At 48.8% G+C, this 14,231-nt stretch carries 12 protein-coding genes and 1 other annotated feature; of the genes, 4 read left to right on the forward strand and 8 right to left on the reverse strand.

The window, feature by feature from the left end; translation table 11 throughout:
• Positions 1 to 135: 135 nt before the first annotated feature.
• From A0G03_RS01245 to A0G03_RS01280, 8 genes are all read right to left on the reverse strand, one after another.
• Positions 136 to 855, reverse strand: a complete 720-nt coding sequence (locus A0G03_RS01245) for an oligogalacturonate-specific porin KdgM family protein (RefSeq protein WP_048260159.1) — start codon at positions 853 to 855, stop codon at positions 136 to 138.
• Positions 856 to 1,240: 385 nt separating this feature from the next.
• The gene (gene trpA / locus A0G03_RS01250) at positions 1,241 to 2,047 is read right to left on the reverse strand and encodes a tryptophan synthase subunit alpha (protein WP_048260156.1); all 807 of its coding nucleotides are present in this window, start codon (positions 2,045 to 2,047) and stop codon (positions 1,241 to 1,243) included.
• Positions 2,047 to 3,240 (reverse strand): tryptophan synthase subunit beta, encoded by a 1,194-nt coding sequence (gene trpB, locus A0G03_RS01255; RefSeq protein WP_173361630.1) that lies wholly within the window; start codon positions 3,238 to 3,240, stop codon positions 2,047 to 2,049. Before trpB ends, trpA begins: the two co-directional genes overlap by 1 nt.
• Before the next feature lie 13 nt (positions 3,241 to 3,253).
• Complete coding sequence (trpCF, locus tag A0G03_RS01260; RefSeq protein ID WP_011093856.1) at positions 3,254 to 4,621, reverse strand: bifunctional indole-3-glycerol-phosphate synthase TrpC/phosphoribosylanthranilate isomerase TrpF; 1,368 nt, start codon at positions 4,619 to 4,621, stop codon at positions 3,254 to 3,256.
• Between the two features lie 7 nt (positions 4,622 to 4,628).
• Positions 4,629 to 5,627: an anthranilate phosphoribosyltransferase gene (gene trpD / locus A0G03_RS01265; protein ID WP_011093855.1), complete on the reverse strand. Its 999-nt coding sequence runs from the start codon at positions 5,625 to 5,627 to the stop codon at positions 4,629 to 4,631.
• Positions 5,628 to 5,710: 83 nt separating this feature from the next.
• Positions 5,711 to 6,289: a glutamine amidotransferase-related protein gene (locus A0G03_RS01270; protein ID WP_010275261.1), complete on the reverse strand. Its 579-nt coding sequence runs from the start codon at positions 6,287 to 6,289 to the stop codon at positions 5,711 to 5,713.
• Positions 6,289 to 7,851, reverse strand: coding sequence for an anthranilate synthase component 1 (locus tag A0G03_RS01275; protein WP_011093854.1), 1,563 nt, complete (start codon positions 7,849 to 7,851; stop codon positions 6,289 to 6,291). Before A0G03_RS01275 ends, A0G03_RS01270 begins: the two co-directional genes overlap by 1 nt.
• A gap of 31 nt (positions 7,852 to 7,882) precedes the next feature.
• Positions 7,883 to 7,987 (reverse strand) — a sequence feature (Trp leader region).
• 167 nt (positions 7,988 to 8,154) lie between these two features.
• Positions 8,155 to 9,192, reverse strand: coding sequence for an AraC family transcriptional regulator (locus tag A0G03_RS01280; RefSeq protein ID WP_011093853.1), 1,038 nt, complete (start codon positions 9,190 to 9,192; stop codon positions 8,155 to 8,157).
• Positions 9,193 to 9,510: 318 nt separating this feature from the next.
• Between A0G03_RS01280 and A0G03_RS01285 the strand changes: the two genes are divergently transcribed.
• The 4 genes from A0G03_RS01285 (at position 9,511) to rluB (ending at position 14,167) form a co-directional block, all read left to right on the forward strand.
• Positions 9,511 to 11,349: a glycosyltransferase family 2 protein gene (locus A0G03_RS01285; RefSeq protein WP_011093852.1), complete on the forward strand. Its 1,839-nt coding sequence runs from the start codon at positions 9,511 to 9,513 to the stop codon at positions 11,347 to 11,349.
• Between the two features lie 103 nt (positions 11,350 to 11,452).
• On the forward strand, positions 11,453 to 12,349 hold the full coding sequence (gene rnm, locus A0G03_RS01290; RefSeq protein ID WP_173361608.1) for an RNase RNM: 897 nt from the start codon (positions 11,453 to 11,455) through the stop codon (positions 12,347 to 12,349).
• Positions 12,350 to 12,500: 151 nt separating this feature from the next.
• Positions 12,501 to 13,121: an L-threonylcarbamoyladenylate synthase gene (locus A0G03_RS01295; RefSeq protein ID WP_014915351.1), complete on the forward strand. Its 621-nt coding sequence runs from the start codon at positions 12,501 to 12,503 to the stop codon at positions 13,119 to 13,121.
• Between the two features lie 161 nt (positions 13,122 to 13,282).
• Entirely contained in the window at positions 13,283 to 14,167 is an 885-nt protein-coding gene (gene rluB / locus A0G03_RS01300; RefSeq protein WP_039291746.1) for a 23S rRNA pseudouridine(2605) synthase RluB, read from the forward strand.
• Positions 14,168 to 14,231: the final 64 nt, after the last annotated feature.

The raw sequence follows: 14,231 nt of genomic DNA on the forward strand, positions 1-14,231 counted from the left end.
ACGAACGTAATCTTGTGCGAAGAAGAATAAAAAAACGGCGAAGTTAATACTTCGCCGTTTTTATAGACAGGAAATAACAAACCAATAAAGAAATACTATTTACTATTGAAGCTATTTTCTAAATGGCGTTAACCATTAGAAACTGTACTGAACACCAACACGGTAGCGAGTCTGGCGTTCGTCAGTAGTTTTGCTACCAGAAACGTTACCGACTTGAACGTAAGGCGTCCAGTTTTTGTCGAATTTGTAAGCCAGTTTAACATCGTGGGTCATGTCATAGTTCTCGTTGTCAGCGAGGTAGCCAACAGAACCAGCTTTAGTTTTCTTGTCGTATTCAAATTCGTATTCAATGACAAAATTCGCTGGCAGTTTGTAACCCAATGTACTGGTGATGGTGTAGCCTTTCATATCAGTAGGATTTGTTGAACCGATTTGGTCGCTTCTGCGCAGGTAGGATGCACGGTAGCGCAAGCCATAGTACAGAGAATCGGTGATGTTGGCTGTACCTTTGATATAAGGACGATAGTTGTTGTCTTTTGAAGAGGAAACCATATTTAAGCCAGCTTCCAAACCAAAAGTTTTATCGAACTTGTACAGGTAACTGGCGGTCACTTCAGTACCGGTACTGACGGTTTCATTATACGGTTTATTTGGCGTAGTGTCTTTGTCAGATTGACCCCACTTGGCTTCCATTGACAGGCCAAAACCGTTATCAAAACGGTTAGATATCAGCAGGCGATCTTTATGATCGTTCTTTGCCGTATCTTTCATTTCGTGACGATAATCAATCGTCACAGCCATGGAGCTTAAGCTGATTAAGGAGGTTACCACCATCGTCAATATTTTAACTTTCATTTTATTATCCCAAGTCAAAGAGAATTATTATTTAAAAACGCGCTGCCACTTTTGTTCAGCGGTTCCATTCTATTTATTATTTCTTACAGTAATGTGAACAAGATCGTTAAAAAGAGAAAATTTCAAATGATCTCAATTATGTGATTTTCTTCGTATTTTATTGGTGGGATTTATGCGGTTTAAAAAATAATGGTTATTTTATTTATTTCTTTAAAATGGGGGTAAATAATTATTTCAATTTGAAATTAATTCTTACATTTATAATGAATTGGACATTAAATAATAATTGAATATATTTTTCGCTAATTAAATAAGAAATAATTTGAAACACTATTTGGCGCGCGACATTGCTTGCGTGAAATACAAATCGCGCGCCTGAAAGGTGTTATGAACGCGTAGCCGCTTTCATTTCACTCACAAAGGTGTGTAACTCTGACAGCATGACATCGGGCTGGTTCAGATTTTTTTCGATAATACGTACGATCGCAGAACCGGAAATGGCACCCGCGGCACCTGACGCTACGGTTTCCCGCACTTGAGCAGGGTCAGAAATGCCAAATCCCTGTAGCGGTGGAGCAGCATGATACTCGTTCAGTTTGGCCACCAGATGATTCAGCGGCAACTGAGCACGCTTTTCTGCCCCGGTTACGCCTGCGCGTGAAACCAGATAGGTATAGCCACGGCCATAAGAGGCGATCTCTCTCAGAAGTTCATCATCGGCATTGGGTGGGCAGATAAAGATAGGAGCAATGCCGTGTCGCAGCGCTGCCGTACGGAAAGCGGTAGATTCCACGACGGGAACATCCGCTACTAAAACTGAATCGACGCCAACCTCTGCACAGCGCTGATAAAACGCATCAATGCCGTTGCTGAAAACCAGATTGGCATACATCAGCAGACCGATCGGAATTTCTGGATATTTCTGACGTATAGTCGCCAGCATTTCGAAACATTGCCCTGGCGTGACGCCTGCGGCAAAGGCGCGCAGGTTAGCATCCTGAATGGTTGGGCCGTCCGCTAGCGGGTCAGAGAAGGGGACACCCAACTCTAGCGCATCGGCACCGGCGGCAATCAACGTATCGATAATCTTCAGTGACTGATCAGGGGACGGATCGCCTAGCGTGACAAAGGGGACGAACGCGCCTTCTTTTTTCTCTGACAGGCGTGTAAACAGCTGTTGATAGCGCTCCATTAGATTTCTCCCCGATCTTTCAAAATATCGTGCACGGTAAAGATGTCTTTATCACCACGGCCGGACAGGTTGACGACCAGCAGTTGCTCTTTCTCCGGCTCCGCTTTGATCATCTTCAAGGCGTGCGCCAACGCATGGGATGATTCCAGTGCAGGGATAATACCTTCACCGCGGCAGAGCGCTTTGAAGGCATCCAGCGCTTCATCATCGGTAATCGAGACATAGTCTGCACGGCCGATGCTGTTCAGGTAGGCGTGCTGCGGCCCTACGGATGGGAAATCCAGCCCAGCAGAAATAGAGTAGGACTCTTCAATTTGTCCGTCAGATGTTTGCATCATCGGGGACTTCATACCGAAATAAATACCGACGCGGCCATGTTTTAACGGCGCACCGTGCTGCCCAGATTCAATGCCTAAGCCGCCCGGCTCAATGCCGATCAGGCGAACGTGAGTATCGTCGATGAAATCAGCGAACATGCCAATTGCGTTAGAGCCGCCGCCGACACAGGCCAGCACTGCATCCGGTAAGCGACCTTCTTTTTCCAGGATCTGCGCCTTCGTCTCTTCGCCAATCATGCGTTGGAATTCGCGTACGATAGTCGGGTAAGGGTGCGGACCTGCCGCCGTTCCCAGCAGATAGTGTGCCGTTTCATAGCTGCCAGACCAGTCACGCAGCGCTTCGTTACAGGCATCTTTCAGCGTGGAAGAACCGCTATGAACTGGAATCACTTCTGCACCCATCAAGCGCATGCGGAAGACGTTCGGCGACTGACGCTCAACGTCTTTTGCACCCATATAAACGCGGCATTTCAGGCCAAGCAGGGCGCAAGCCAGCGCCGTCGCGACGCCGTGTTGTCCCGCACCGGTTTCAGCGATGATTTCACTTTTACCCATGCGCTTAGCCAGCAATGCCTGTCCAAGCACCTGATTCGTTTTGTGCGCGCCGCCGTGCAGCAGATCTTCACGCTTCAGGTACAGCTTGGTTTTCGTCCCAGCCGTCAGGTTTTTGCATAGGGTTAATGCTGTCGGGCGACCCGCATAGTTTTTCAGCAGATCGGTAAATTCAGCCTGAAATTCAGGATCTTTTTGTGCGCTGACGAAAGCCTCTTCCAGCTGGCGCAACGCCGGGATGAGGATCTGCGGAACAAACTGTCCGCCGAATTCACCGAAATAAGGGTTGAGTAATGTCATAATTTTCCCGTCTGTTTTAGTGTTGCTGCTGACGTAACGTCGCAAAAACGGCAGCAATTTTATGTGAATCTTTTTTCCCCGGTTCGCTTTCCACCCCGGAATTGAAATCCAGTCCTGCGCAACCTTGCCGTGCCGCCAGTGCGCAGTTATCGCTATTCAGTCCACCGGCTAACAGCACGTTATCCAGTGACTGATTGTCCAGCAGCGACCAGTTGAAGGTTTTACCGCTGCCGCCCTGACCGTTGTCAAACACGTAGCGATCGACGTGAGTGAGATTACGCTCTGGCAGCACATCCGTGATGCTCAGTGCTTTCCAAATCTGGCACGTTGCAGGTAATTGCTGGCGTAGCTGGTCGATCGTCTGTTGATCCTCATCGCCATGTAGTTGAACAGCCGCTAACCCCAACTGCGTCGTGATAGCAACGATATGAGCGACGGGCGCATTGCGGAAAACGCCGACATAACGCAGTGGCGCACCCTCAATGACATCGGCCGCTTGTTTGGCGTCGATATAGCGTGGAGAACTGGCGACGAAGATTAAACCGCCGTAGAGCGCACCCGCATGATAGGCGGCCTGTGCATCAGCTGCGCGCGTCAGGCCGCAGACCTTGTTTTCACCCAGAATAACGCGGCGTACCGCGCCGTTCAGATCCGGTTCAGACATCAGTGAACTGCCGATCAGGAAGCCCTGAGCAAAAGCGCTGAGTTCACGAATCTGTGCCTGGCAGTTGATACCGGATTCGCTGATCACGGTGACGCCAGCAGGCAGACGCGGTGCGAGCGTCCGGGTACGGTTGAGGTCAATGGAGAGATCGCGCAGGTCGCGGTTGTTGATCCCAACGACGCGTGCTTCGAGCTGAATGGCCCGCAGCAGCTCTTCTTCATTACTAACTTCTGTCAACACGCCCAGCTTCAGGCTGTGCGCCACTTCGGCCAGTTGCTGATATTGCTCGTCGTCCAGCACGGATAGCATCAGCAGAATGGCATCGGCCTGATAGTAGCGTGCCAGATAGATCTGGTAGGGCGAAATAATAAAGTCTTTGCACAACACCGGCTGATGGACTGCCGCGCTAACCTGCGGCAGGAAGGCAAAATCGCCCTGAAAATACTTTTCGTCAGTCAAAACGGAAATAGCAGACGCGTAATCTTTATAGACCTGAGCTATCGCTACCGGGTCGAAATCATCGCGAATCAATCCCTTCGACGGTGACGCCTTTTTGCATTCAAGAATAAAGGCGGGCTTATCTTGTTTCAGCGCCTGATAAAAGTCGCGCTGGCTGGGAACGATCTCATGCTGAAAAGAGGCCAGCGGCTGTGCTTTTTCTCGTTCCGCAACCCAGAGCGCTTTATCACGCACAATTTTATGTAATACGGTTTCCTGCATGGTTCCATTATCCTCTGGCGGACAGGGCGATAACGCGCTGATAAGCCTGTCCACTATGAATGACTTCAAGCGCCTGTTGCGCATTTTGGCGCAGATCTTCTTGTCCGAATAATCTCAGGAGCAGCGCAACGTTGGCGGCAACCGCCGCGGCGTGCGCGCGTTCACCTTTACCTTGTAGCAGTGACGCGAGAATGTCACGATTTTCTTCTGGCGTACCGCCTTGTAATGCCGATAGCGGATGCGTATCCAGCCCGAAATCGCGGTGCGTCAGTTCGTAGGTTTCGATCTCGCCATGGTTCAACTCGGCAACCTGCGTCGGTGCATGAATCGCGACTTCATCCATTCCGCCACCGTGTACAACCGCGGCACGCTGGTAGCCCAGCACTTTCAGCGTTTCGGCGATAGGGCGAACCAATTCGGGGCTATACACGCCAATCAGCGCCAGCGGTGGACGAGCGGGGTTAACCAACGGCCCCAGCACGTTGAAGACGGTGCGTGTTTTGAGCTGCTGACGTACCGGCATGGCATGACGGAAGCCCAGATGGTATTGCGGAGCAAACAGGAAACACACGCCCAGGTCGTCCAGCGCCTGACGGGAATCCTGTGCGCTCATATCCAGCTTAATGCCGAAAGCGGAGAGTAAGTCAGAGGAACCGGAACGGCTGGATACGCTACGGTTGCCGTGCTTGGCGATTTTCAGACCACAGCTGGCAGCAACGAAGGCACTGGCCGTCGAAATATTGATGCTGTTGGTGCCGTCACCGCCTGTGCCGACGATATCGGCAAATAAATAGTCAGGGCGCGGGAACGGCTGCGCATCGGCCAGCAGAGCCGTGGCAGCACCGGCGATCTCATCGGGATGTTCGCCGCGCACTTTCATACTAATCAACGCCGCTGCCAGTTGGCTGGCTTCCAGTTCACCGCGAATAATGGCACCAAACAGCGCCTGACTTTCCTGACGGCTGATGCTGTTCGCGCCGTATAATTTTTCCAGTATGTGTTGCATGGTAATGACATCCTGAGCAGTAGACGGTTCCTGGGTCTTAGACGACGGTTGTGTAGAAGACAGTTGCATAATCGTATCCCTCGTTAAGCCAGCGCCCAGTCCAGCGTTTGTTCCAGCAGTCGAGCGCCGTGCGTGGTCAGGATCGACTCAGGATGGAATTGAAAACCGCAGACGCGATCGGCATCGTTCCGCACGGCCATGACCATCGTGTTGAAGTGTGCGTTGACGGTCAGCGTCGACGGAATGTTGCTGCCGACCAGCGAGTGGTAGCGAGCGACGGGCAATGGATGCGGTAAACCGCTAAACATGCCGCTGGCATCGTGGTCGATGGCAGACGCCTTGCCGTGCAGGATTTCACCCGCCTGACCGACATGGCCGCCGTAGGCTTCCACAATGGCCTGATGGCCGAGGCAAATGCCGATAATCGGCAACTGACCGCGCAAACGTTGCAGCAGCTCAGGCATACAACCCGCTTCGGCTGGCGTGCCGGGGCCGGGGGAGAGCATCAGGATCGGTTTTTCCATTTGCTGTAACCGCGCGATGATGACGTCGGCAGGCAGATGGTTACGGTAAATCACGACCTGATGACCGCTGGCACGCAGCTGATCCACCAGGTTGTAGGTGAATGAATCGATGTTATCGAGCAGCAGGATATCGGCCATCAGAAAATCTCCTTTGCATGGTGCGCGCTGGCAATGGCTCGCAGTACGGCCCGGGCTTTATTGCGTGTTTCGTCGGCTTCGGCTTGAGGGTTAGAATCCAGCACCACGCCCGCACCGGCCTGAACAGTGGCAATACCGTCTTCGACATAGGCGGAGCGAATGACGATGCAGGTGTCCAGGTCGCCGTGAGCGGTGAAGTAGCCCACCGCGCCGCCGTAGCTGCCGCGTCGGGTTTTCTCACTTTCGGCAATCAGCTGCATGGCCCGAACTTTCGGCGCGCCGCTTAGCGTGCCCATATTCATGCAGGCGCGGTAGGCGTGCAGCACATCTAAATCTTCACGCAATGTCCCCACAACGCGGGAGACCAGATGCATGACAAAGGAATAGCGGTCCACTTTGGTCAAGTCAGCAACGTAACGGCTACCCGGCTGACAGATGCGCGCCAGATCGTTACGGGCTAAATCTACCAGCATCAAATGCTCAGCCAGCTCTTTATGGTCGGTACGCATTTCCAGTTCAATACGGCTATCGAGATCGCGATCCAGCGAGCCATCGGCACGGCGACCGCGCGGGCGAGTACCGGCAATCGGATAGATTTCGATTTGACGGCTGTCTGCATCGTATTTCAGCGAGCTTTCCGGCGAGGCACCGAACAACGTGAAGTCTTGATCCTGCATGTAAAACATGTAAGGGCTGGGATTGCTATCCTTCAGCGTTTGGTAGGCGGCCAGCGGTGAAGGACACGGCAGAGAGAAACGACGTGACGGCACGACCTGGAAAATTTCACCGATGCGGATAGCTTCCTGCATCTGGCTGACGACTTCCCCGAAAGCCTCATCGCTCTGGTTGCAGCTCAGCGTCATGTCTTCGATGGACTGACGCGGCAGCGCGGGCGCGGGCTGAGTGAGCTGAAGTTGCAGCTGTTCCAGACGCTGTTGCAGACGCTGCTTTTCGCTATGGTTCGGTGTAAACAGGCTGGCTTGCAGAGCGGTCACACGTTTTTGGTGGTCAAGCACCAGCAGCGTTTCTGCCAGATAGAAGCAAAAATCCGGGCAACGCTGCTGCTGGTTCAGCGCAGGTAATTCTTCAAACCCGGCGACCAGATCGTAGGCGAACAGGCCGCCGAGAAACATAGCTTCACGCTCATCTATCGGGCAGGCGACCAGCGTCAGAATCTGACGTAAGGCGTCAAACACGGACAGCGAACGCAGGCGAGCATCTTCGTCCTGCATGGCGTCTGCCAGTGGGAACGTGAGTTCACGACCGTTCGGACGCGGCTGATTGATAATCTCCACTGGCAGCGCGGCATCCAGAAGCGGCAGAAGGCTGGCGCCGTTTGCCGTGAGTGCCTGAATGGAAACGTGCTGACCCAGTGCGGTGATGCGTAGTGCGCTATCTACGATCAACAGGCTTTTCAGGTTTTCCTTGCTGTCGATTTCAGCCGACTCTAACAGCAACGTTGCCGGTCTGGCACCGCAGAGCTGATGGAAGATGGCGCTGGGGTCGTTACGGTAAACGGCCTCAATACGCAGCAGTTCCAGTTTAGGTTGTGTTGTTTGCATTCTTGCTACCCGTTTAATGTTGTGACCATCAAATAAAAAGCCCGCTTAGTTAAGCGGGCCTGGGAATATCTGCATGTGTGATAACAGCGATGCGTGATTAGTCCACCCGCGAGAGGGAAGAGCGCCACCAACCATGCTTCATCATTTTCTGCGTTGCCATTATCATCATCTCACTGTTTGTATACTGATTACTGTCTGCGCACTGCGCTTGTGTACTAGTTAACTGGTTCGGGGATAAAATGTCAACACCTTCAATAGGATTATTTTATCGATGCTTTACATCATAAAAAGGCAGCAGTTATGTCATTTCATAGGCAAGCATGCCTTCTTACAACCTCTTTCACGAAAGAACCCAGGAGATGACCTGAACCAGCGTAGGCATGCACGGTGGAAACTACTGAGATCTTTATATCCAACCAATTCAGCAACTTGAGAAAGCGAATATTGGCTATATATGAGATAATATTCTGCAAGATTCATTTTAACGTCCTCAAGTATATCCTTGAAATAAGCCCCTTCTTCTTCCAGACGCCTCTGTAATGTCCGGGGAGTCATAAAAAGGTCAGATGCGACAGAATGAATATTGCACGAACCGGTTTCTAGTTTTTTGTTAATGCTGTCTCTTACTCGGCTCTTTATTGTTTTATTAAAAAGAATGTCGATCAAGCAGGTTGCGTGTTTTTCATGCAATTTGAAAAGTGACGCATTGGAAGTAACCAATGGCATTAACAGGATCTCTGCATTCAGATAAACACAATTTCGATGTGTGCCAAAGGTCATTGGGCAAGCAAATAGCGTTTCATATTTTCTTATGCCATAGGGTTGTGGATAACTAAATTCCATGGAAGAAAAATGAGTAAAATTAGCAGCAGTGAGCCACTGACAATAAGCCAGTAAACTGGCAACCGTTAATTCATGAAATTGACGAGTGATTTCTTTGTTTTTATCTTGTGGGTAAAGATAAGTAAATCCTATGCAGTATGTGTTTGTGTTTTTCTTATCTAACGTTAGCTGACAGCCGCTGTATAACAGTCTAGAAAAACGGCAAAGGCATTCAAGTGCATGTAATAAATTGTCACTACTCATCATAATATAATTAACGATATCATAATCACCAGGGTGAAAGTATTCATAAGATAGTAACCCAAAACTTTCTTTTCCCTGACTGGCATAGGCAATGTTAAGCAATTTTTGAATGTTATAAACACTGGTGAATTCATCACCGATTTCTTCACTCCTATAGCGTATTGTTGCATCGTTTGATAGCGCGTCTACGATTACCCCTTCCTTTTTTAATATATTCTCTAATGATGTTATATATTTTTTTCTTATTAAATACATGGTGGGTACACTCCTTGTTTTATTTTTTATCTCATCCAATAAGTAACTTTATGGGAACAGGTTTAATTTATCAAAAATGTCATTTAATGGCAAATAAGTGTCATCGTTAAACATTGTCAAATGTAGAATATTTTTTTTGGCATAGATAATCAAAATAATGTCATCATTTCCCTTAATAATAAATCGGCGAATAAGATATTAATATTGCGTTAATCATGATGATTATCATCATTCAGGGCGTGTTTTGATATCACCATCTTAATGGTGTGAAAACTATCACCCCCTGATTATTACAAATATTTCTTAATGGGGCTTTTAATGTTTGAATTTATCTCTCTTGATAGGGATGGTGTTTTATATATTGCTGCTTTCTTGGTGATAATAAGATCTGTGTCACTCTATATTTTTTCGAAAGGAAACAATGTTGATAAGGCCAATGTCAACATATTGATGCTGGTTTTTTTTCTGCTCTTTATGACAGCATCCTCCCTTTCATCGTGGCCGCTTATTTATTTTTTGGCACTGTTTTTCGTCGGCAGTATTATCTCTTTCACATGGTTCACATACTCAGGAATGATAACCCCGTTTGGGTCGGGACTTACAGCAATTAGCACTACTTTGCTTTTATGTCTGCTCAGCTACATGCTTTCTTTTTATGAAACGTTTGTCGAACATGGTTTTCAGGCTATTTTTATTGCTATTTTTTTATTTTCGATAATAACATCGATTTATTCATTTTACTATTTGCCATTTTCTCAAAACTCCTTGTTTTATCTTAATTTCAAGAGAAATAAAAAAGTGATGCATATCCAGAGTGTTAGTGAAGTCTACTCACCCAAAGTCACTATCCATCTGCCTTGCTATTCTGAACCGCCAGAAATAGTAATCAATACGCTGAATAGTATTTCCGCATTAGATTATGACAATTATGAAGTTATCGTCATAGATAATAACACTCGGGATGAAACACTCTGGAAACCCGTGGAAAAACACTGTAGCATGTTGGGTGAGAAATTCAGATTTTATCATGTTCCTGTACTAGCAGGAGCAAAAGCTGGAGCATTGAATTATGCATTGAAAATCACGTCTTCTGATACTGAGTTGATCGCTGTTATTGATGCGGATTATATCACCGAACCCGATTTTATTCGACGCTACGTCAAAATTTTTAAAGATGAAAACGTCGGTTTTGTTCAGACTAGCCATGATTACTATAATCATCAATCAAGCCCTGTTATGGAAGGCGCCTATTATTTCTGGACATTATTCCATAAAATAGAACTGCCATCATATACCGAAATTAACGCTGCATTTACCGTCGGGACGATGTGTATTTTGAGGCGGAATATATTGGAGAAGGTAGGAGGGTGGGATGAAACTGCATTGACAGAGGATTCTGAGCTTGCAGTAAGAATGCATGCGCAGGGATATATAGGTTACGTATTCGCTGATACGGTAGGAAGAGGACTGATTCCTACAACTTTTTCTGATATGAAAAAACAGCAAGTTAGATGGACTGCGGGGCCTGTTCAACAATTACTTAAACATTGGCGGCTGTACTTCGGTTTTTCGAGTGAAAATAAAATGACCCTCAATCAAAGAGTCATGGAAATTAGACATAGTACATCCAGAATCAAACCCGTTTTTTCGCTAATATCACTTCATATTATGGTGGTGGTGAGCTTCTTTCTCTTGAGCGGGAATGTTTATTTATCTATTCCTTATGAATTTATCGTTTTCTTTTTATGCATGTTGATAAGCACCTTTATTGAAAAAATGGCCTATTTTAGATTATTTAATTGCTCAGGGATTCTTCCCGTTTTCTATCATGGGATTATGGCTCGGGCGTTAGAGTGGACTTTTATTTACGGAGTCATTTCATCACTGTTTGGTTTTTCAATGAAATGGGATAGGACAAATAAATTTGAAAATTCGAAGAGCATTAAGCGTGCATTTTTAGCATCAAAAATAGAGGTGGTAATGAGTGTCTTTTTTTTCTTATACTCATTTTTTTTATTATCCGGAAATCATTCTGGTTATAATGATTTTGTTTTCCTTACAGGTATTGCATGCCTTGTTAAAGGGATAGGTTTCCTGTGTGCGCTGCTTGTGGCTTCCTTACTGGAAAACAATTTGCGTATCCTGGAAGCACCTTAAAAATCTCGTAGGGGAAAGGAGAGAAAAGGGCACGCAGAGAAGATGAGAATTACCCTTTTCCTCCTATTGATGGCATCATGCGGCCTTCGCATTATTCTTGTTAATGGATAGGCTTGTGCCAGAAGATTCTCAACCGATATCGTCGTTCCCACTTTATGATTTGCATAGCCATACCACGGCATCTGATGGTCTTTTAACGCCGACGGCGCTGGTCAGTCGGGCGGTAGACATGCGGGTGAGCGTGCTGGCCATTACCGATCACGACACGACGGCTGGACTTGACGAAGCGCAACATGCGATTGCACAACAGGGGCTGCCGCTGAGATTGGTTTCCGGCGTGGAGATCTCCACGCTGTGGGAAAACCATGAGATCCATATTGTCGGATTGGGGATGGATACTGCACACCCTGCATTGACGAGGTTGCTGCAACAGCAGGCGGCGTGTCGGCAAAGTCGGGCGGAGCAGATCGCGGCTCGACTGGAAAAAAACCGCATTCCTGATGCGCTGGCTGGCGCACAGCGTCTGGCGACCGGAGGGCAGATTACACGCGCGCATTTTGCACGTTATCTGATCGAACTGGGTATCGCGGCGAATATGAATCAGGTGTTCAAAAAATATCTGGCGAAAGGCAAAATCGGTTACGTGCCACCGCAGTGGTGCACCATCCCGCAAGCGATTGAGGCGATTCATCAATCCGGCGGTGTGTCGGTGTTGGCGCATCCGGGGCGCTACGATTTGACGGCCAAATGGCTAAAGCGCCTGTTAGCTACCTTCGCAGAAAGCGGCGGGATCGCGATGGAAGTGGCGCAATGCCAGCAGGCACCGGATGAGCGAACACAGTTGGGACGCTATGCGCGTGACTACAACCTGATGGCGTCGCAAGGATCGGATTTCCACCTGCCGTGCGCCTGGATTGAGCTGGGCCGCAAGCTGTGGCTGCCTGCCGATGTCGAACCCGTTTGGCACCATCCGCTATTGGTGGAGGCTGGCAGCGCATAGCCGCGTTGATGCCACGACACTCTTTTTGAAATAACAAATTCATGGAATAACAATCTTTTACCGTCAACACGTTCTATAATAATCCTTATTGCACGATGAAGCGGGTTGGAATGAACAGCGCCGCGAAATGTCAGACGTACGAGGTAGGGTCATGAGCCAGTTTTTCTATATTCACCCACAGAATCCGCAGCCGCGATTGATTAATCAGTCGGTCGAGTTTTTGCATAAAGGTGGGGTGATTGTTTATCCAACGGATTCCGGTTATGCGTTGGGCTGTATGTTGGGCGAAAAGAACGCACTGGAACGCATCTGCCGGATTCGCGATCTGGGGAGCGATCATAACTTCACGCTGATGTGTCGCGATCTGTCCGAACTGTCGACGTATGCCCATGTTGATAACTCGGCTTTTCGGTTGATTAAAAATAATACACCCGGTAATTACACATTTATTCTGAAAGCGACGAAAGAGGTTCCTCGCCGCTTAATGAATGAAAAGCGTAAAACCATCGGCCTGCGCGTGCCGTCCAATCCTATCGCACTGGAGCTGCTGGCCGCGCTGAATGAACCGTTGATGTCGACGACGCTGATGCTGCCGGGAAATGATTTCGCCGAATCCGATCCAGAAGAAATTCAGGACAGATTGGGAAAACAGGTGGATTTGATTATTCATGGCGGTTCGCTGGGTCAACAGCCGACGACGGTTATCGACTTGACCGAGTCCGTGCCGCGCGTCGCCCGCGAAGGTACCGGTGATGTCACGCCGTTCTTATAAACGCGGCGACGAGCGGTAACAATGGGAATACAAATGGCGTGAAGATCGGTATAATCGCGCCAGTTTTTAATACGACAAACGATTTTTACGTAACCTGCTGATTTTTATAAGCAGTTATGACTCCCCCCGACGCCTGGGAAGGCGACACTAGAGGTTGCTCAATGAGCGAAAAGTTACAAAAAGTTCTGGCGCGTGCCGGACATGGCTCACGCCGCGAAATTGAAGGTATCATTCAGGCTGGACGCGTCAGCGTTGACGGTAAGATTGCCACTCTGGGCGATCGCGTTGAAGTGACGAAAGCCACCAAAATCCGTATTGATGGTCATGTGGTTACCGTTAAGGAAACCGAAGAGTCCGTGTGCCGCGTACTGATGTACTACAAACCGGAAGGTGAGTTGTGCACCCGTAACGATCCTGATGGCCGCCCGACAGTATTTGACCGTCTGCCAAAAATTCAGGGTTCTCGCTGGGTTGCAGTAGGGCGTCTGGACGTGAATACCTCCGGCCTGCTGCTGTTCACGACCGACGGTGAGTTAGCCAACCGCCTGATGCACCCCAGCCGTGAGGTTGAGCGTGAATACGCCGTGCGTGTTTTCGGTGAAGTTGACGACGAAAAGATCAAACAGCTGAGCAAAGGCGTACAGCTGGAAGACGGCCCGGCATCATTCCGCACTATCCGCTATCAGGGCGGTGAAGGTCTGAACCAGTGGTATAACGTAACGCTGACAGAAGGGCGTAACCGTGAAGTTCGTCGTCTGTGGGAAGCGGTTGGCGTGCAGGTTAGTCGCCTGATTCGCGTACGCTACGGCGACATTACGTTGCCAAAAGGTATTCCACGCGGTGGCTGGGCAGAAATGCCGCTGGAACAGCTGAACTATCTGCGTGAATTAGTGCAGCTTCCAGCAGAGACAGTGTCGAAACTGCCGGTTGAGCGTGAACGCCGTCGGGTGAAAGCGAACCAGATCCGCCGTGCGGTAAAACGTCACAGCCAGATCAACAGCGCGCCAGCACGTCGTACATCTCCAAAGCCGAAACGTAACGGCTAAGCTTTTCTCTATATACGCTTCACGGGCAGCCTTCGCTGCCCGTTTTCATTTAGCCCATTACTGA

Source organism: Pectobacterium peruviense (assembly GCF_002847345.1).
GTDB lineage: Bacteria > Pseudomonadota > Gammaproteobacteria > Enterobacterales > Enterobacteriaceae > Pectobacterium > Pectobacterium peruviense.